Here is an 18315-nt window from a genome sequence, read left to right on the forward strand (position 1 = left end):
GCACCACAAACGCCGGGCCCACCCCGCGCATTCGGGGCCACTCGACGCCCCCCTCCCCGTCGAGTGGCCACAAACGCCGGGCCCACCCCGCGCATTCGGGGCCACTCGACGTGTGGGGGTCGGGAGTCAGGGGGAGGTGTCGCCGGGACGGACGAGGCCCGCCTCGTAGGCGAGGACGACGAGTCCCGCCCGGTCGCGGGTCGACGTCTTCGCGAGGAGTCGGCCGATGTGCGTCCGCGCCGTGGCCGGGCTGATGAAGAGCGCCCGGGCGATCTCGTCGTTGCTGAGGCCCCGCCCGACCTGTGCGAGGACCTCGCGTTCGCGCTGCGTGAGTGACGCCAGCCGGTCGAGCCCGGACGGTCGCGCTGCTCCCGAACGGGCCGCCTCCATGACCCGCGCCGTCACCGCGGGCGACAGGAGCGAGTCGCCGCGGGCCACGACGCGGACGGCGTCGCGCAGGGCGTCAGGAGACGTGTCCTTGAGCAGGAACCCGGCCGCGCCTGCCCGGATGGCGTCGAAGACGTGCTCGTCGGTGTCGAAGGTGGTCAGCACGACGACCCGCACCGAGCCGAGGTCCGGATCCGCGAGGATCGCCTCCGTCGCGGAGATCCCGTCGAGGCCGGGCATGCGCACGTCCATGAGGACGACGTCGGGACGGGTGCGGCGCGTCGTGAGGATGCCCTGTTTCCCGTCAGCTGCTTCCCCGACGACCTCGATGTCGGGAGCCCGGTCGAGCAGCGCGCGCAGCCCCTCCCGAACGAGGGCCTGGTCGTCGCAGATGACGACGCGGATGGTCCCCGCGCCCTGGCCGCTCGACGAACCGCTCACAGTGGCAACCTCGCCCGAACCTGAAAGCCGCCGCCCGGTGCGGGTCCGGCGACGACCGTCCCCCCGACGAGGGCCACCCGTTCACGCATACCGACCAGGCCGTGCCCTCCGCTCGATGCTCCACCGGGTGCCTTTCCCGAGACCTCGGGCGACGCATCGTCCGAGGAGCCGATCGGGCCGGGCAGCGGTCCACGTCCGTCGTCGGTGACGCACACGTCGAGGTGACCGTCCGAGAGCGCCACCCGGACCGCTGCGCTGGACGCACCGGAGTGGCGCAGCACGTTGGTGAGTGCCTCCTGCACGACCCGGTAGGCCGTCGTGTCGACGGCGCTCGGGACCTGCAGCGCGCCCTCGGCGATCTCCACGCGGACGTCGACCCCGGCGGCCCTGGCGGTGTCGGCCAGGGTCTCCAGGTGCTCGAGGGAGCCCACCGGCGCCCTGCCGACCCCCCGAGGCCCCATGCCGTTCCCGGAATCGGCGTGCGAACCCGCTTCGCCGCGAAGAATGCCGAGGGTCGCGCGCAGGTCGCGCATCGCCCGGCTCGCCGTACTGCGGATCGACGCGATGGAGCGGGCCGCGGCCGCCCGGTCGTCGTCCTCGATGGCTTCTGCCGCGACACCGGCCTGGATGCTCACGACGGAGACACTGTGCGCCAGCACGTCATGGAGCTCCCGCGCGAGGTGCACCCGCTCCTGCTCCACGCGACGCTCCGCCTCCAGCTCGTGCTCGAGCGCGGCTGCTGCCTCGGCACGCGCCCGTTCGAGCCGGTGCAGGCGCCGCTGCCGGGTCGCGTCGCCCAGAGCCAGTGCGCCCGCCGTGATGGCGATCGCGGGTGGCGCCTCGAACGCGAAGAGGACCTGCTGGTCCTGACCCTGCGCCAGGCGTGCGCCGAACCCGAACACCTGGAGGAGCAGCCCGTAGCCGACGCCCCACCAGACCCGGCCGGCCTCGGCCACCGTGTAGAAGGAGGCAGCCAGGGGCAGCTCGAGCCCCACCGGTGGGTACCGCAGCGCGTAGTAGCCGAGGAGCACGGCACCCGACGTCAGCATGACCATGACCGGCCAGCGCCGCCGCACGAGCAACAGGGCCGCGAGCACCACCGGCAGGAGCCAGGCGAACGCATCGACCGAGCGGTCCCCGGGCGAGGGGTGGTTCGTCGCCATCGGGATCGCGACCGTGACGAAGGTGAGCGCGCCGAGCACGAGGTCCGTCGTCCGGCCAGAGCCGTCGTTGCCCGAGGTCATCCACACCATTCGAGCGTAAGGCGAACCGGCCACGCTGGGAGTCCTCGTCACGACGCACAGCAAGCCCAGCGGCATACGTCAAGATGCGTAACGGGAACCGACTCGAGCGCGGACGCGCGACCGGACGCGCGCCTCCTACCGTCGTCAGGTGACCACCTCCACCTCCACGCGGCCGGCCACGGCCCCCGTCCGTCGCGGGCCGCGCACCGGTTTCCTCTGGCTGCTGCGCATCCTCCTCGTGCCGTATGCCGCCCTCCTCGTCGCGCAACCACTGCTCGCCGGCCGGTTCCTCGAGGGCTCCTTCGAGTCCCTCAAGCCGCACGGAGACATCGGCTCCATGCTCATCCCGCTGACGTGGGTCGTCCTCGTCGCGGCGGTGCTGGCGTGGCGTCCGGGGCGGCTCGGCGCGTTCCCGCTCGCGGTGACGGCGCTCCTCTCCGTGCTCGTCGTCATCCAGGTCGTGGCCGGGTACTCCCGGACGCTGGGAGTGCACCTGCCGCTCGGCGTCGGAATCGTCGCGACCGGCCTCGCACTGCTCGGCTGGGCCTGGTCGCCGCGACGGACGAGGGGTGCAGCGTGACGGTGACGCGGCGACAGGCGCTCGGCGTGCTGGGGCTCGGCACCGCGACCGTGGCCTCCGGTGCCCTGTGGCGGGCGGCCAGCCAGCCGCTGGGATCGACCGGCACGCTGTTGCCGAGCGCGGTTCCCCTGCCCCGACGGTTCCAGGTCCCCCTCCCCATCCCGCCGACGGCGACGGCGACCCGCTCTCCGAGAGGGACGGACCGGGTCACGATCACGGCGCGCGAGGCGGACGTCGAGATCCTCCCCGGCCGTCGGACCGCGGTGTGGGGCTACGACGGGGCGTTCCCGGGTCCGACGGTCCGCGGCCGGTCCGGGCACCCGCTCGAGCTCCGGCTGCGCAACGAGCTGCCAGTGCCCACGGTGCTGCACCTGCACGGCGGGCACACCCCACCCGAGTCGGACGGCTACCCGACGGACTTCGTCCTGCCCCTCGGTGTCGCGGAGCCGCCGGCCATGGGCCCCCGCGGCCAGTCGACCACCCTGGTGCGGACCTACCGCTACCCGCTCGAGCAGCCGGCGGCCACCCTCTGGTACCACGACCACACCATGGACTTCACCGGCCCGAACGTCTACCGAGGCCTGGCCGGCCTGTTCGTCGTCGACGACGAGCGCGACGAGGCACTGGGGCTGCCGTCGGGCGATCGCGACCTGCCCCTCGTCATCGCGGACCGCTCGTTCGGCCCCGACGCCGAGCTGCTCTATCCCGCCCTCTTCGCCGACCGGTCCCGCCCCGGCGTCGAGCGCCGCTACATGGGAGGGGTGCTCGGCGACGTCGTGCTCGTCAACGGGGCGCCGTGGCCGGTCCACGACGTCGCCGCTGCGCGGTACCGCCTACGCCTGCTCAACGCCTCCTCGGCGCGACGCTACGAGCTGGTCCTCGACGGGGCCCGCTCCGAGCAGCCCTTCACCCAGATCGGCACGGACCAGGGGCTGCTCGACCGACCGCGGCCCCGGTCGTCGGTGACCCTCGCGCAAGGCGAACGCGTCGAGGTCGTCGTCGACTTCGGCGGCCTGCCGGTGGGGACGCGCGTGACCCTGCGGGACCGGCTCGACCCTGACGTCGTCGGCGGCATCATGCAGTTCGTCGTGGCGCGGGCTGTGCCGTCGGACGACACACGCGTCCCCGAGCGACTCGCCGACCTCGAGCAGATCGAGCCGGGTGAGGCCGTCTCGACGCGGAGCTTCCACTTCAGCCTCCTCGCAGGCGACCCGCACGCGAGCGCGGGCTACAGCGGGCACAACGACCTCGCGCACCAGTGGACCGTCAACGGCGTGACCTTCGGCAGCGGCGTGGACGTGGCCCGGCCGACCCTCGGCACCGTGGAGCGGTGGCGGTTCACCAGCGATGTGCACCATCCCATCCACGTCCACCTCCTGCGGATGCAGGTCGTCGGCGGTGACGGCGGCTGGAAGGACACGGTCGACCTGCGTCCGGGTGGGGCCGTCGAGGTGCTCACACGGATCGAGGGCTACCGGGGACGCTATGTCATGCACTGCCACAACCTCGAGCACGAGGACATGGCGATGATGGCCAACTTCACCATCGTCTGACGTGCGGCCGGCGTCGGGCGGGGGGATCCGGCGGGACGGCGACGTCAGGGCAGCAGGTCGTCGAGGTACATCGGCAGCATCTCCCACCAGGTCGGCCAGTCGTGCTTGTAGTCCGGCCCCCAGTCATCGACGCGGTTCGGGATGCCCTTGGCCCCGAGGACCTTCGCCACGGTCCAGGACTCCCCGACGTCCTCCCACTGACCGCTGCCCGAGGCGAGGATGACCATCCGCTGGCGCAGCAGGTCGAGGGTGGGCCCCTCGAGCCCGGGGAGGAAGTGGAGCGGCGAGCTGTAGTAGAGGTCGTCGGTGAATCGTCCACCGATGAACTTCTCGATGGAGTACGTGCCACTCATGCAGATGGCCGAGTCGACCAGGTGCGGGTAACGGCAGATCATCGCCAGCGAGTTGAAGGCGCCGATCGACGCGCCGGCCACGACGACCGGCAACGGGCCGCCGGAGTCGCTGTGGATCGCCGGGATGATCTCCTCGGCCACCGCCTGGTGGAACGCGTTGAAGAGGGCGAGTCGCTGGTCCGGAGTCCCGACCCGGTCCAGCATGGCCCTGCCGGCGACACTGTCGCAGGAGTAGACCTTCGCGCGGCCGGCGTCGATGAGGGGCGCCAGGTGCGCGATCATCTCGAACCGCTCGACCTCCTCGGCATCGCCGCCCGCGCTCGGGAAGAGGATGACGGGCGTGCCGTAGGTGCCCCACCGCGCCACGGTGATCTCGGTCCGCAGGCGGTCGGAGTACCACCGGTCGCTCGTCTTCATGGCGGCAGTCTCCTACTCGTAGACGAACTTCTGCGGTCCCGGGAAGAGCCAGGAGAGGCCGTCGCCGAGCCGGTCGCGCCAGTTCTCCCAGTTGTGACCGTCGCGCGCCTCGGTGTAGCGAACCTGCATCCCGGTCTGCCGGAAGACCGGGATCATCGACCGGTTCGGGGTGATGAGCGGCTCGTAGACGCCGCAGGAGAGATAGATGCGCTCGACCACCGCGGTCGGTCTGGCCCGGTAGCGGTTGACGAACTTGACCACCGGGTCGAAGGCCGGCCCACCCCCGTGCTCGAAGCCGATGTCGGTGAACACGAGCGAGGCGGACTGGAGCAGCAGCGAGCCGAAGAATCCGGGATAGCGGACCGCCGTCGACAGCGACGCGACCCCGCCGAAGCTCGAGCCCATGAGGCAACGGGCCTCAGGAGCGTCGACGAGCGGGAGCCGCTCCGTGAGGAGCGGGACGAGCTCGCGCGCGACGAACCGGGCGTGCGGCGCGTGGTCGGGGTACTCGCGCAGGCGGTCGACCGGCGGCACGAAGACGGCGACGAGGGGGTCCACGTCGAGCCGGTGGATGAGGTTGTCGAGGACGGTCTTCATGTCCGCGAAGTTGAGGTAGTCCGAGCCGTCGTGGACGACGAGGAGCGGGTAGCGCAGGGCCCGGTTGAAGCGGGCCGGGAGATAGACGTGGATGGGCTGGTCCCGCCGCAGGGCCTTGCTCCGGACCACGTCCTCGACGAGCCGGCCGGGCCGGGCCTCAGGGTCGAAGCCGACCCACTCCGGGACGCGGTAGCCGAGGCTCGCGCACACGGACGAGGACCCGAGCGGGCTGTGTGCCAGCCGCGGGTTGAGCGGGTCGTTGAACTGCTCGTACTGCTCCCCCCGCCGGATCTCGATCTGGTATTCGACGCGTGACCCCTCGGGCAGCACGGTCGTCACGGCCCAGAGGTCGGTCCCGGCCAGCCGCTTCATCCCGAGCGGGTCGGGCAGCCCGACGACGCGGTGGCGCACGCGAACCGCCTCGGCCTCGCCCCGCCACAGGAAGGTGGCCCGCTCGCCCTCGATGATGGGCGAGCCGTGCCGGGCGAGGAATCGGTCGACCGCCGCCCCGTCGAGCGGCTCCCGGTCTCGCAGCCGGTTGATGGCGAGGCGGGCGGTCACGAGGACTCCCGGTTGACGATGGCACCATCCAGGCTGACGTGGCGTGTCCCGTCGGGCAGCGGCGCGCGCCCCGCTCGCCCCGCGCGCCCCGCGCGCCCGGCGTCCTCATCGGCGAAGTGCACCACCGTGCCGTCGTCGAGGGGGACCAGGTGGTGTGCGGCGAACCGGTCCGCGAAGACGGCCATCCGTTCCCGGTCCTCCAGCGCCAGGCGGCGCCGGGCATGCGGCAGTGGGATGACCCCGCGCAGCCGGCCCAGGCCACGGTCGTGGACCTCGGGGGCGGTCACTCCCTGCGGAGCGAAGTCGTGGAAGAGCACGACCGGGTCGCACAGCGCCATCGCGCCGGCCGACCACGCGATCACTGGTGTGTGCGTCGGGATGGCGACGTCGAGGAGCCGAAGCGTCTCCATGAGGATCCCGACGTGGCCGCCTGCGACGACGACGACGGCTGCACGCTCGAGGATCTCGCCGACCTCGCGGCGGTGCTGGGCCAGGCCCTCGCTCGCCAGCACGACCTGGGATGTCGCGGTGGTCTCCACGATGCGCGCGACCTCGTAGGCGTACCAGTCGTCGACGTCGCGCAAGGCCTGCATCGCGGACTGCAGCGCGCTCTCGGCAAGGCCGTGCGTCGACGACCGGCGCCGCACCGCGAAGACGGTGTCCCAGGCGGCCTGGAGCCGGATGCCGTAGTAGGTGCGCAGCTCGGCGTGGCGGGCGCGGTGCTCGAGGACGGCGGCCCGGAGCTCATGGTCGGCCCCCAACAGCTCCACGGCCCGCTGGTAGAGGCTGACGTTCACGGCCCGGTCGTCGAGCAGGCCCCGCAGCTCGCCGTCGTCGGACTCGCGCTCCTCCCAGCCGGCGTTGACCACGGCTACCGGTCCGTCCCCGCCGAGGCCACGGAGGACGGCCTGCACCGTGGTCGTGAAGCGCTGTGGCCCCAGGAGGATCGTCGTCACCGGTCGTCCCGACGTCAGCCGGCGTGGACCGTGATGGTGCGCCCGACGTCGTCGAGCATCGCGCGCGCGGCGTCGTAGTCCGGGTGGCGCAGCCGGACGTAGGCGTTGGCCAGGTAACCGGCCTCGACCGGCTGGGTGGCCTGTCCCACGGGCGGGAAGTGCCCGTCGAGGATCCACTCGCCGTAGCGCTGCTGGATCTCGTCGATGCCGTCGTAGCCCGTCACCACACCGTCACGGTCAGGTCGGAGCGCGACGAGCCCAGCGGCATACGCCCGGGACAGCTGTCGCTCCGGGCGGCGGTGGGTGATCACGCTCGCCCACTCCCGGTAGACGTCGACGTCGTTGGCGGCGGAGTAGACGTCCCAGGCGCCGACCCCCGGCGGGCGGCAACCGATCTCGGAGAAGCGCAGCCCCTTCGGCCCGTAGAACCACTCCATGTGGGTCGCTGACGTCTCGATGCCGAGCGCCTCGATGACGCGACGCCCCAGCTCACGGACCTCGCCGTAGAAGGGGCCGGCGGCGGGGTCGTCGAGGCGGTTCGTCGTGATGAACTGCGGCGAGATTCGCCGGTCTCGCATCGCCTCGAGGACGTTGGGGTAGTAGTGGGTCGCCCAGTCGTGGACGACCCGGCCGTCCAGGGTGATGGTGTCGTAGAAGCCCTCGTGCCCCTCGACGAACTCCTCGATGGCGAGCGAGGTCGCTCCCTCGTCGCCGAAGCGGTGCAGGACCCGGGCGAGGTCGTCGTCGCTGTCGACGCGCACCGTGCCCTGGGCCCCCGCCCCGGCGCGCGGTTTGACGACGAGCGGGTAGCCGACCCGGTCCGCGAAGTCCTTCGCCTCGGCTGAGGAGTCGACGGCGGCCGAGGCAGCGGTGGGCACGCCGGCGGCCCGGAGCGCCTCCTTCATCGAGGGCTTGTCCCGGCACAGCCACGTGGTGCGCACGCTCGTGCCGGGGATGTTCGTCGCTTCGCGCGCCTGGGCGGCGGGCATGGTGTGGGCCTCGACCGTGGCCTCGAGCGCGTCGACCCAGACCTGGCCCTGGACGTGACGAACCGCGTCGATGAGCTGCTGCACGTTGGTCACCGAGCCGACGCGGACGTAGCCCCGCAGGGCGGCGCGCAGCTCGTCCCCGAGGTGGGCCTCCTCGGACTCGCCGATGCCGTAGACGTCCGCACCGACCGACGCGAGCGCGTGGACGAAGCGGCGCTGGTTGGCCGGGAAGGCCGGCTCGACGAAGATGATGTTCACCCCACCGACCCTAGGCGGGCGGTGGGGTGGACGTCACGGATGGGGAGGTGGGGCCTCAGGCGCGCGGCGCCCGACGGCGGTTCCTCACCCTGCCGTCTGGTCGCCGAGCAGCTCGGCGAGGTCCTCCTCCTCGACGACGCGTCGGATCTCGACGCTGACCTCGGGGAAGAGCTCCGCGAAGCGGCGGCCGTACTCGATGGCCTCGGCCTTGTCGGCGACGTTGACCAGGGCGAAGCCACCGATGACCTCGCGCGCCTCGGAGAACGGGCCGTCGGTGACGGAGACACCCTTCGCATCCTTGCGGATCAGGGCCCCCTCGCTGCTCCGGTGGACGCCCTCGCCGGCGAGGAGGACGCCCGAGGCCTGGACCTCCTCCATGTAGGCGCCCATCTTCTCGATGAACTCAGGACTCGGGTTCCAAGCCTCCGGGATGCTCTCGTCCAGCTTGTGGATCATCAGGTAGCGCATGGCGATCTCCTTGGGTGCGGGCCGGGTGGGTCCCAGCCTGTCACCGTCCCGTCGAGCAGCGCACCGAGGTTTCGACATCACGTCGGGAAGCGGCTGCCGTATGCCGCTGAGCCGGCTCCCGCACCCAGGTGGCCCTCCCCGGCAGGCCCGTCAGTCGGCCATGAACTCGCTCAGCAGGGCGGCGAACCGCTCGGGTTCCTCGAGGTGCGGGAAGTGTCCAGCTCCGTCGAAGAGCTCGACCCGGCTGCTCGGGATGGCCCCGTGGGCGGTGGTGGCGTGCCACGCCGGGATCATCCGGTCCCGGGTCCCCCAGACGACGAGGGTGCGGATGTCCGTCTCCATGGGGAGGTGGTCGTGGGCCGTCACGGTCTGTCCACCCGGATCGATGACCGCTCGGGTGGTGGCGAGGAAGGCCCGGCGGCTGTCGGCGTCACCCAGCGACGTGAACCCCCGCCACGCCTCCCGCACGTCCGCTGGGGGGCGCACTCCGATTCGCGCCAGTGCTCCGCCGAGCCCTTCGAGCCGGCTGCGGACCCACCCCGACGCGATCACTGGGATGACCAGCTCAGCGCCGGGGAGCGCTGCGGCCCGCAGCACTGGGCTCACGGCGCGGCCGAGTCCCCCGCTCGAGACGAGGACGAGGCGGTCGACCCGCTCGGGGAAGAGGTAGCAGAACTGGAGGGCGATGCCGCCGCCGAGGGAGTGCCCGACCAGTGTGACCCGCTCGATGTCGAGCCGGTCGAGGAGGTCTCGAAGCGTTGCCGCGTGTGCCCCGAGGGAGTAGTCGCCCATCGGCTTGTCGGACGCACCATGGCCGAAGAGGTCGGGGACCACGACCCGGTGGCTGCTCTCGAGGGCGGTGACGAGGTGGGACCAGTTGGCGTTGGTCCCGAGGAGCCCGTGGATGAACAGGATGGCGGGCCCGGTGCCGCTGTCGACGTACGCCAGCTCGTGCCCGTGCAGCTTGGCCGTGTGTGCGGTCATCGAGGTGCCTCCTGCAGTGTCTCGGCGCTCTGCGCACCGAAGGCTACTTCTTGGTAACCTACGCTTCCGTAGGTTGCTGGTCAAGCCTAGGGTCGCGCCATGGCGACGTTTCACGTGCAGGTGCCCTCCGCGTTGCCGGCGCCGGAGGCGTGGCGACGGGTGCTTGATCTCCGCCGCCACGACCGGCTCATTCCCCTGACGAGGATCACGAGCGGGATGGTGGCTGCCGACGAGCTGGGCCCGGGATCCTGCTTCGTCGCACGGACCGGCCTGGGGCCGCTGGGCTTCGACGACCGCATGGTCGTGGACGAGATCACGCCGCCTGGGGACCAGGAGGCGGGCCTGGCTCGGATTCGCAAGGAGGGAAGGGTGGTCCGCGGATCGATCGAGCTGCGTGTCACGCCGTTGGGGGCCGGTTCGGTCGTGGACTGGCGGCAGGAGATCGAGGTCTGGGGCGTCCCCCGCGCTCTCGGGTGGTTCACCGCGCGAGCCGGGCGAGCGGCATACGGCCTGGCGTTGCGGCGCTTCCTCGCGCACGGCTGAACCCCCAGCCCTCGGACCCTTCGGCAACACGCCCGGCACTGCCCTGCCCACCCCGGAAATATCCGTGGTGCGTTCGAGGAATCCGGGCGTGTTGCCTGGGCCGTCCCCGGCTATTGCGGTGCCGCAGTTACTGCGCTAGTCTGGGCGCATGCCCACCAGGAAGTCACCGAGCCCCGTCTCCCTCGCCGTCGCGGCGGCGGAGGAGGCCCTGCGACACGTCGACCCCGAGCAGCCGAGTGCTGCGCTGCCGCACCTTCGCGCCGCGCAGGACCACCTCACTCGCGCGATCGACGAGGCGATGGCGTCCGCCGTCCTCGCCGAGGGCAGCACGATCCGCACGGCCGGCGTCCTGGCGGGTCTCTCGGAGAATGCCGTGGGGCCCCGACTCGCGCGGACGTCCATGCTCGCGGCCTACGCAGCGCCGGACGGCGGGCGGGTCACCGCCTCCGGCGTGGAGCGCGCCCGCTACGACCTCGAGCAGGGGCGTCACCGACGGGCTGACGAGGAGACGGCCCCACGACCGATGCGCTTCCGCGCCCGCCGCGACACCTGAGCCTCGCGCCATGCCGGCTCGCCACCAAGGAGGGAACCATGACCAACCCGAACCTCACGCACATCGCCTTCCTGCTCGACCGCAGCGGTTCGATGCAGTCGATCAAGGACGACACCGAGGGTGGCTTCAACGCCTTCATCGCCGAGCAGCGGCAGCAGTCCGGGGAGTGCCGCGTCACCCTCGCGCAGTTCGACAACGAGTACGAGGAGGTCTACCGCAACCTGCCCCTCCCCGAGGTCCCTCCCCTCCACCTCGCCCCGCGCGGGTCGACGGCACTGCTCGACTCCATCGGTCGACTCGTCACGACGACGGGGGAGCGCCTGGCGGCCCTGCCCGAGGAGGAGCGTCCGGGCATCGTCATCATCGGCATCATGACCGACGGCCACGAGAACGCCTCGCGCGAGTGGACCCACGCGGCCGTCAAGGCGCTCATCGAGGAGCAGACGAAGGCCTACAACTGGCAGTTCCTCTACCTCGGCGCCGACCAGGACGCCATCGAGGTCGGCTCGAGCCTCGGCGTCGCCGCCGGCCACTCGATGACGTACAGCCGTGGCAAGGTCGACGCGATGATGGCGGCCACGTCACGCAACATCGGTCGCACCCGAGCCGCGGTGGCCGCGGGTGCCACCCCGGAGCAGGCCGCGAAGCTCATCGCCTTCGACGACGACCAGCGCGCCGACGCCAGCGACTGAGCCGGCCCACCGGGGGAACACCAGGCCGTATGCCGCTGGGCCGGCTCGCGTGAGCCAGCCCAGCGGCATACCTCCCGCCCTTGTCACCCGTAACGCCTGACGCGGGCGGCGGGCACGACGATTCGGACGAGGTCGGCCGTTCGCCAGGAGTCGACGACGGCGCGCAGCCGGGGGTCGGTGAGGTCCCAGTAGCGGGCGCCGAGGCGGGTCGCCAACTCTCCTGCGCCAGTGGTCTCGAGCCGGGCCGGTCCGCTGATCGCAACCCAGTGCTCCGGCTCCCCGACCTCGTTGGCCGCGACGAGGGAGGCCCAGTCCCCGGCGGTCACGCGCGCGACCTTGCGGGAGGCGGTCTCGGTGAACAGGTGGACCCCTTCATCCGTCGACTCGAACCACACCGGGACCGGCTGGCCCCAGGCGCGCGGGCGACCGAAGGACAGGAATCCCAGCCGCGGACCGTCGAGGAACTCGCGGTCTGCCGTGGTCAGGCGCGCAGCGCCGGTCGGGCTGGTCGGGTCGGTCATGATGCGAGCGCGACGAGCATCTTGCCGCGGCTGCGGCCGGCCAGTAGGTCGATGAGGGCCTGGGGTGCGCTGTCGAGGCCGTGACGGACCGTCTCGAGCGTGACCAGCGTGCCGGCCTCGAGGAGAGGGACCGCGACGGCGAACCAGGCGGGGAACCGGTCGAGGTGGTCGGTCACGAGCAGTCCCCGGACGGACAGCCGCTTGGTGGCGATCGTGTAGAGGTTGCGGGGGCCCGGTGGCGGCTCGACCGCGTTGTACTCGCTCACCGCGCCGACAGCCGCGATGCGGCCGTTGGCGTTCATCGTCCCCAGGACGGCCTCGAGCATCGGTCCGCCCACGAGGTCGACGTAGACGTCCACGCCGTCGGGGGCCGCCGCAGCGACCTGGCCGGGAAGGTCACCGAGGCGGTGGTCGATCGCGGCGTCGAACCCCAGTTCGTCGCGCAGGAGAGCGACCTTGTCCGGGCCACCCGCCGAACCGATGACCCGGCCGGCGCCGAGCGCCCGTGCGAGCTGGCCGGCGACCGAGCCGACCGCGCCCGCGGCACTCGAGACGAGGACCGTGTCCCCCCTCCGGACCGGCGCGCTCTCGGTGAGTGCGAGGTGCGCGGTGAGGCCGGTCGTCCCCAGCGGGCCGAGATACATCTGCGGCGTGATGTGCTCGACGTCGACGCGCGTGGCCGTGACGGCGTCGATGACGGCGTGGTCGCGCCAGCCGGCGAAGTGCACCACGGTCGAGCCGACCGGGAAGGCGGGGTCGTCGGACCCGAGCACCTCACCGAGGGCGGATCCCTCGAGGACCGAGCCGAGCTGGAAGGGCGGTAGGTAGGAGTCGCGGTCGTCCATCCGGCCGCGCATGTAGGGGTCGACCGACATCCACGTGTTGCGCACGAGGAGCTGGCCCGGTCGGCGCACGGGCACCGGGACCTCGGCGAGGGCGAAGTCGTCGAGGGACGGCTCACCGTGGGGGCGCCTCGCCAGGCGAACCTCCCGCGTGTGGGTGGCGACGGGGGCCGTCAGCTCGGCGCGGGTCGACGATCTCGAGGCAGATGTGGTCATGTGGATTCCTCCAGGTTGGGTGTGTGGTGATCTGCGAGCACCAGCACATCGCAGCCGATTGAGAGTGTGAATGGTCCCGAGGATCAGTTTGATGTCTGAGCGTCTATGCTGAAGGTCATGGACGTCCTGTCGACCCTGCTCAGCGAGGTCCGAGCCGACGGCGCGGTCTTCGCTCGCAACCTCCTCGAGAACCCCTGGGCCCTGCGCTTCGAGGACGGCTCGCCGTTGACGCTCGTCGTCATGCTCCGAGGATCCGGAGCAGTGGTCCTGGACGACGGTGCCCACCGGCCGCTTGCCGAGGGGGACATCGCCGTGGTGTCCGGGGGGCACGCCTTCTCCCTCACCGACGGGTCCGGCGACCCCGGGCCTGCCAGGTATGTCCGAGGTCCGGGTGGGACGTGCACGGTCGAGGCGGGAGCCGCCTCCGCGCCCGCACTCGCCTCCTTCGGCGCCCGCACCTGCGGCGACGCCCACAACGCGCCCAACATCGTGCTCACCGGCTCCTACGACGTGCGCAGCCCGAGTGGTCTGCGCCTGATCGGGGCCTTGCCACCGGTCCTCGTCGTGCCGGACGAGGGCGACCTCTGCCCGGTCATGGAGCTCACCGTGGCCGAGGTCGAGCGGGTCCAGCCTGGCCAGCAGGCGGTGCTCAACCGGCTGCTCGACCTGCTGCTCATCTCGACGCTGCGCGAGTGGTTCGCGCAGTGCGACGAGGATGCACCCGGCTGGTATCGCGCCCTGTCCGACCCACTCGTGGGGCCGGTGCTGCGAACCCTGCACGACGTCCCCGGCGAGACCTGGACGGTCTCCCGTCTGGCCGAGGTGGCCGGGGTCTCGCGAGCAACCCTGGCGCGCCGGTTCGCCGAGCTCGTCGGCGAGACCCCGATGGCCTACCTGACGACCTGGCGGCTCTCCCTCGCCGCCGACCTGCTGCGCACGACCGACCTCACCGTGGACAGCATCGCCCGCCAGGTGGGCTACCAGAGCGGGTTCGGCCTCAGCGTCGCGTTCAAGCGCGTCTTCGGCACACGCCCCAGCGAGGTCCGGCGACGGACCGCGGCCTGAGGCACGTGCAGGGAGTCGCGTTTGGGCACGACTTGGTCAAGACCGCGGCGTGTGCCTCCCGACTGCCGGTCCGGTGGGCGGGAGCGCGAGTACGTTGTGCCCCATGACCCACCCGCACGGTGCCGGCTCCGATGTGGCGGAGCACGACGAGCGTGAGTTCACCGTGGCCATCCCCGGGCCGGTGCCTGAGCGCACCGAGGTCGTGACGGCCGCGGCACCGGTCGATACCCAGGTCCTGGCGTCCGGGGTGCCGGAGGAGACCCAGCGGCTGCCCGTGGACGAGAGGACCCCGCGCTACATCCCGCCGATGCCCAAGCCGGACCCGGACGAGCTGCCCTCGGCGCCGGTTCGGCGTGCTCCGCCGGCGGATTCCCCCGCTGCAGCGGCTCCGGCCTCGCGCACCAACCGCTTCGGCGCCGCACTCTTCTGGATGGCGATGGGGTGGTGGCTCCTCGCCGCCGTCCGGGCGGGAGCCGAGCTCGTCGAGGCCTCCGTCGTGGACGGTTCCATCCGGCGGCTGCCCTCCGCGGCCCTGCTCGACATCATGAGGGACGCGACCGACCGCGGCCGCGTGGAGCTCATCGCCGCCGCGGCCCTGTCGCTGGTCGCGGCCGCCGTCCTCGTCACCAGCCGCGGACGGCGTCTCCTCGGTCTGGCCGCCGTGCTCGTCGCCGTGGGCACTGCCGCCCTCGCCTGGTGGCACCTGGCGCCGTGACCCTCGCCGAGCCCAGAATGCTGTCCACAGCGGATGCCGCAGCAGTGGCCCGGGCCTTCGGCCTCGGATCCGGCGCAGTCCTGAGTGGACCGGTGGCCCGGGGGCAGCTCGGCCAGATCTGGCGGCTCGACGTCGACGGTGCTTCCTGGGCGGTCAAGGAGTGGTTCGCGTCGCCCGACGTCACCGCGGTCGAGGCCAACCACGACTTCTCCGAGGCGGCCCTGGCGGCGGGGGTCTTCACACCCAAGCCCCGTCCCTCGGTCCACGGCACAGCCGTGGCCGACATCTCCGGCACGCCGGTGCGGCTCATGGAGTGGGTCGACCTCGCCCCCCGAAGCCGGCGCCTGGATCCCGCAGAGGTCGGACGGACGGTGGCCCGGCTCCACCGGGCCGGTGAGCCGACGACGGAGCGGGTGGGCAACTGGTTCGCGACAGGGATGGGCGCGGACGCCTGGCATGACATGCACCGACGTCTCGTCGAGGCTGCGGCGCCCTTCGCCGGTGAGCTCGAGGTCCTGCTCCCCGACCTCGTCGCCGTCGAGCAGGTCATGGAGCCGCACGAGAACCCCCGTGTGTGCCATCGAGACCTCTGGGCCGACAACGTTCTTGCGAGCGCCGACGGCCGGGTGTGCGTCATCGACTTCGAGAACATGGGTCCCGCCGACCCGTCGCAGGAGCTGGCCATGGTGGTCTACGAGTTCGGCGACGACGACCCGGAGCGGGCGCAGCGCCTGCACGACGCCTACGTCGAGGCGGGCGGGCCCGGTCGGGTCACCCGGCCCGGGCACTTCACCATGCTCGTGGCGGAGCAGGCGCACATCACGTCGTATGCGTGTGCGCGGTGGATCGGCGAGACCGACCCCGACGAGCGAGAGCGGCTCGCGGCGTGGTTCCGTGAGACGCCCGCCGACCCGGTGACGCCGGCCCGGATCGACCGCATTCTGACAGCGGTCGCCTGACAGCCCGGCCCCAACAACCCCAGTCGAGTGGCCCCAAACGCCCTCGTCGAGTGGCCCCAAACGCCTTCGTCGAGTGGCCACAAACGCCTTCAGCACGAGGATGTGGTCCTTGCGGCTCGGCAGTGCGGGGATCGCCTCATGGCCAGTGACCACTGAGAAGCCTCGCGCCACCCCGCGCTGCGTCATCGGGATGCCCGCAGCCGCAGGCACGGACACCGCGCTCGTCACGTCGGGGGCGACCTCGACGCGAACGCCTGCCGCACGGTCGGCGGCGCGAGCGACAGCTCACCGTCCTCTGCGCAGGGCCCAGGCAGCGAAGGTCTCGCCCGCGGCACGCCGGCGAGGAACGTGCGCACGACCCGCTCGACGTCGTCACGCAGGTCGGCCGCCGGGATCTTGAGTCCACGTGCGGTCCGCCCGCGGCCCGCCTCGCCCCGCCCGACGGTGACCAGGCCGCCACCGAGGTGAGCCTGGAGGCCTGGCTCGATTGCCGGACTCATGGAGGTCATGAAGGCAGGCAGCCGCTTCGAGCTCGCCCTGCGCTGCCGGGAGCGTGGTCTCGTCTGAGGCAGGAGACGCAAGCGGCCGTATGCCGCTGGGCTCGTGCGGTGCCCTCGTGCGGTCACGGGCCGGCGACGAGGCCCTCCATGAGCGAGTCGTGCAGGTCGAGGACCGTGGCGAGGTACCTCTGCGAGTGGTTGTAGGAGAGGACCGCCTCCTCGAGGTCGGCGCGCTGCGACAGGTCTCGCCCGCCGGCACAGAGGTAGCGTCCCGCGGCGAGCGCGGCGTCGTCGACGTTCTGCGGGTCGGCGACTCCGTCGCCGTTGCCGTCCGCCCCCCAGAGTCGCCACGTGCCCGGGATGAACTGCATCGGTCCGACGGCGCGGTCCCAGACGGGGTCGCCGTCGAGCCGACCGCCGTCGCTGTCCCTGATCGCGGCGAAGCGCCCGCCCGACAGTGCGGGGCCGATGACGGGAGGGACGACGTTGTGGCGCGCGTCGAGCCGGCGACCGCGCAGCGAGCTCGACTCGACCTCGCCGATGGCCATGAGGAGGGAGGAGGGGAGCTTGCAGCGGTCGCTCAGCGCGTCGGCCGCCTTGCGGTAGGCCTCACCCAGCACGTCGTACTTCGTCGGTTCCCGGGTCGGCGCTGCGGACGGAATGATGGGGATGGGCGGTTTCTGCAGATCCGCCGGTGGCTTCCAGTCGGAGTCGCGCCGTTGGGCGCCCGAGCCGCCGCCGGGCTCGAGGCGCGATGCCACGACGTAGCCGGCAGTCACCTTGACGACGTCGTAGAGCCGGAGCAGGGACTCGCCCGCACCGGCGCCCAGGGCTGGACCCGCTGACGGAGCCGGGTCGCTGGCTGCGGTCGTCGATGGCGAGGGCAGCGACGGCGCGGGGAGGGGCGACGGGGTCGGTGGCGCGCTCGCCGCGGGAGGGGCGACGGCTGCGTCCTTGCCGGCAATGGCCCCGCCATCGGCGCTCGCCGCCAGGGGCGGTGTCGCGACGACGGCACCGAGCATGAGGAGGACGCCCCCGATGGCCGGGGGCGTGCGCCGCACCCGCGCTGACCCGCTCCGCACCCTTCGACCATACGTCGCCCGGACGCGCCGGCGCCCGGGTTCCGTCGCACCCACTCGGCTGGGCCCTCGATCCACGGCCCCCGCCCGGGCTTTCGGGGCCACTCGACAGAGAAGGGGGGTGTCGGGCAGACGTAAATCCTTTGACTTGGATAGCGCAACTATCCATTATTGGCGAGCAACACTATCCAGTTAAGGAGGCGGACCGACCATGGACCAGGTCCTGCTCTCGGAGAGCTCTCGGATCCTCGCCGGGATCCTCTTCCTGTCCCTCGTCACCGTCGAGACCGGCGGGCTCTACCTCGTTCGGGTCGTCACCGGCCGGGCCGGGGTGACGCCCTTCCAGGAGAAGTTCGCCCGCGCCGGGCACGCCCACGCCGGCGTGCTCCTCGTCCTCGCGCTCGTCTGCCAGCTCTTCGTCGACCAGACAGACCTCACCGGGTTCTGGGAGTGGGTCGCGAGGTCCGGCGTCGCGGCGGCGGCGTTGCTCATGCCGGGCGGCTTCTTCTTCTCGTCGATGGGCGCGGGCCGCGACCGGCCCAACCGCCTCATCGCCCTCGTCTTCGCCGGTGCGGCCCTCCTCGCGCTCGGCCTCGCCACGCTCGGCGTCGGCCTGCTCACCGCAGGCTGAGGTGCCCGAGCCGACGGACTACCGCGACGACCCCCAGCACCGTCCGTGCTCGCTCGCACAGGGCTCTGGCCCACGGGTCGTGGTCGTCCGTGGGCACCCTGGATGCCGTATGCCGCTGAGCCGGCTCCCAGCAACAGCCCCGCTCCCAGCCCAGCACCGCTCCCATCCCGGCGCAGCCCGCAGGCCGACGCAGCCCCCAGCCCGGCTGGAG

The 18315-nt window shown here is 72.1% G+C and carries 22 protein-coding genes and 1 pseudogene; 9 read left to right on the forward strand and 14 right to left on the reverse strand.

The genetic code is table 11. The features are described from left to right. Positions 1-126: 126 nt before the first annotated feature. Both LOY02_RS12005 and LOY02_RS12010 read right to left on the reverse strand, forming a co-directional pair. On the reverse strand, positions 127-828 hold the full coding sequence (locus tag LOY02_RS12005; RefSeq protein ID WP_317182595.1) for a response regulator transcription factor: 702 nt from the start codon (positions 826-828) through the stop codon (positions 127-129). Then, complete coding sequence (locus LOY02_RS12010; RefSeq protein ID WP_317182596.1) at positions 825-2072, reverse strand: sensor histidine kinase; 1248 nt, start codon at positions 2070-2072, stop codon at positions 825-827. Before LOY02_RS12010 ends, LOY02_RS12005 begins: the two co-directional genes overlap by 4 nt. A 148-nt stretch (positions 2073-2220) precedes the next feature. Here LOY02_RS12010 and LOY02_RS12015 point away from each other — a divergent pair, with 148 nt between their 5' ends. After that, a complete protein-coding gene (locus tag LOY02_RS12015; RefSeq protein ID WP_317182597.1) occupies positions 2221-2652 on the forward strand; it encodes a hypothetical protein in 432 nt (143 codons plus the stop codon). Then, positions 2649-4205, forward strand: coding sequence for a multicopper oxidase family protein (locus LOY02_RS12020; RefSeq protein ID WP_317182598.1), 1557 nt, complete (start codon positions 2649-2651; stop codon positions 4203-4205). Before LOY02_RS12015 ends, LOY02_RS12020 begins: the two co-directional genes overlap by 4 nt. Positions 4206-4249: 44 nt before the next feature. On the opposite strand, the gene LOY02_RS12025 is transcribed toward LOY02_RS12020, so the two are convergent. The 6 genes from LOY02_RS12025 to LOY02_RS12050 form a co-directional block, all read right to left on the reverse strand. Next, on the reverse strand, positions 4250-4975 hold the full coding sequence (locus LOY02_RS12025) for an esterase family protein (protein ID WP_317182599.1): 726 nt from the start codon (positions 4973-4975) through the stop codon (positions 4250-4252). A 12-nt stretch (positions 4976-4987) separates the two neighbouring features. Beyond that, a complete protein-coding gene (locus tag LOY02_RS12030; protein WP_317182600.1) occupies positions 4988-6133 on the reverse strand; it encodes an alpha/beta hydrolase-fold protein in 1146 nt (381 codons plus the stop codon). Beyond that, positions 6130-7089, reverse strand: coding sequence for a Type 1 glutamine amidotransferase-like domain-containing protein (locus tag LOY02_RS12035; protein WP_317182601.1), 960 nt, complete (start codon positions 7087-7089; stop codon positions 6130-6132). Before LOY02_RS12035 ends, LOY02_RS12030 begins: the two co-directional genes overlap by 4 nt. Positions 7090-7103: 14 nt before the next feature. Beyond that, on the reverse strand, positions 7104-8336 hold the full coding sequence (locus LOY02_RS12040; protein ID WP_317182602.1) for an acetyl-CoA carboxylase biotin carboxylase subunit family protein: 1233 nt from the start codon (positions 8334-8336) through the stop codon (positions 7104-7106). 84 nt (positions 8337-8420) lie between these two features. Continuing rightward, entirely contained in the window at positions 8421-8804 is a 384-nt protein-coding gene (locus tag LOY02_RS12045; protein WP_317182603.1) for a YciI family protein, read from the reverse strand. A 150-nt stretch (positions 8805-8954) separates the two neighbouring features. Beyond that, the gene (locus tag LOY02_RS12050; protein ID WP_317182604.1) at positions 8955-9788 is read right to left on the reverse strand and encodes an alpha/beta fold hydrolase; all 834 of its coding nucleotides are present in this window, start codon (positions 9786-9788) and stop codon (positions 8955-8957) included. A gap of 99 nt (positions 9789-9887) precedes the next feature. Between LOY02_RS12050 and LOY02_RS12055 the strand changes: the two genes are divergently transcribed. The 3 genes from LOY02_RS12055 (at position 9888) to LOY02_RS12065 (ending at position 11576) form a co-directional block, all read left to right on the forward strand. Further along, positions 9888-10331 carry an SRPBCC family protein gene (locus tag LOY02_RS12055; RefSeq protein ID WP_317182605.1) on the forward strand — a complete coding sequence of 148 codons (444 nt, stop codon included), beginning with the start codon at positions 9888-9890 and terminating at the stop codon, positions 10329-10331. A gap of 148 nt (positions 10332-10479) precedes the next feature. Continuing rightward, positions 10480-10884 (forward strand): hypothetical protein, encoded by a 405-nt coding sequence (locus LOY02_RS12060; protein WP_317182606.1) that lies wholly within the window; start codon positions 10480-10482, stop codon positions 10882-10884. Positions 10885-10922: 38 nt separating this feature from the next. Then, complete coding sequence (locus LOY02_RS12065; protein ID WP_317182607.1) at positions 10923-11576, forward strand: VWA domain-containing protein; 654 nt, start codon at positions 10923-10925, stop codon at positions 11574-11576. Between the two features lie 83 nt (positions 11577-11659). Here LOY02_RS12065 and LOY02_RS12070 read toward each other — a convergent pair whose 3' ends face one another. Both LOY02_RS12070 and LOY02_RS12075 read right to left on the reverse strand, forming a co-directional pair. Then, a complete protein-coding gene (locus LOY02_RS12070; RefSeq protein WP_317182608.1) occupies positions 11660-12097 on the reverse strand; it encodes a pyridoxamine 5'-phosphate oxidase family protein in 438 nt (145 codons plus the stop codon). Further along, on the reverse strand, positions 12094-13116 hold the full coding sequence (locus LOY02_RS12075; protein ID WP_410505946.1) for an NADP-dependent oxidoreductase: 1023 nt from the start codon (positions 13114-13116) through the stop codon (positions 12094-12096). The genes LOY02_RS12070 and LOY02_RS12075 overlap by 4 nt, the downstream gene beginning before the upstream one ends. Before the next feature lie 156 nt (positions 13117-13272). Between LOY02_RS12075 and LOY02_RS12080 the strand changes: the two genes are divergently transcribed. The 3 genes from LOY02_RS12080 to LOY02_RS12090 all read left to right on the forward strand — a co-directional run bounded on the left by LOY02_RS12080 (position 13273) and on the right by LOY02_RS12090 (position 15894). Then, positions 13273-14220, forward strand: a complete 948-nt coding sequence (locus LOY02_RS12080) for an AraC family transcriptional regulator (protein WP_317182610.1) — start codon at positions 13273-13275, stop codon at positions 14218-14220. A gap of 103 nt (positions 14221-14323) precedes the next feature. Beyond that, positions 14324-14935: a hypothetical protein gene (locus LOY02_RS12085; protein ID WP_317182611.1), complete on the forward strand. Its 612-nt coding sequence runs from the start codon at positions 14324-14326 to the stop codon at positions 14933-14935. Between the two features lie 17 nt (positions 14936-14952). Then, the gene (locus tag LOY02_RS12090) at positions 14953-15894 is read left to right on the forward strand and encodes an aminoglycoside phosphotransferase family protein (protein ID WP_317182612.1); all 942 of its coding nucleotides are present in this window, start codon (positions 14953-14955) and stop codon (positions 15892-15894) included. 90 nt (positions 15895-15984) lie between these two features. Here the strand turns inward: LOY02_RS12090 and LOY02_RS12095 are convergent. From LOY02_RS12095 to LOY02_RS12105, 3 genes and pseudogenes are all read right to left on the reverse strand, one after another. Beyond that, positions 15985-16158 (reverse strand): annotated as a pseudogene (locus LOY02_RS12095) (uroporphyrinogen-III C-methyltransferase); the annotation flags it as partial. After that, the gene (locus LOY02_RS12100) at positions 16119-16394 is read right to left on the reverse strand and encodes a hypothetical protein (protein WP_410505945.1); all 276 of its coding nucleotides are present in this window, start codon (positions 16392-16394) and stop codon (positions 16119-16121) included. The pseudogene LOY02_RS12095 and the gene LOY02_RS12100, both read right to left, overlap by 40 nt. Before the next feature lie 122 nt (positions 16395-16516). Continuing rightward, positions 16517-17476: a lytic transglycosylase domain-containing protein gene (locus LOY02_RS12105; RefSeq protein ID WP_317182613.1), complete on the reverse strand. Its 960-nt coding sequence runs from the start codon at positions 17474-17476 to the stop codon at positions 16517-16519. 208 nt (positions 17477-17684) lie between these two features. On the opposite strand from LOY02_RS12105, the gene LOY02_RS12110 reads away from it, so the two are divergent. Next, positions 17685-18104 carry a hypothetical protein gene (locus tag LOY02_RS12110; protein ID WP_317182614.1) on the forward strand — a complete coding sequence of 140 codons (420 nt, stop codon included), beginning with the start codon at positions 17685-17687 and terminating at the stop codon, positions 18102-18104. Here the strand turns inward: LOY02_RS12110 and LOY02_RS12115 are convergent. Beyond that, positions 18091-18315 (reverse strand): hypothetical protein (locus LOY02_RS12115; RefSeq protein ID WP_317182615.1); only part of this gene is annotated, 225 nt, incomplete at its 5' end. The genes LOY02_RS12110 and LOY02_RS12115 overlap by 14 nt on opposite strands.

Origin of the sequence: Intrasporangium sp., from assembly GCF_032907665.1 — a bacterium.
GTDB lineage: Bacteria > Actinomycetota > Actinomycetes > Actinomycetales > Dermatophilaceae > Intrasporangium.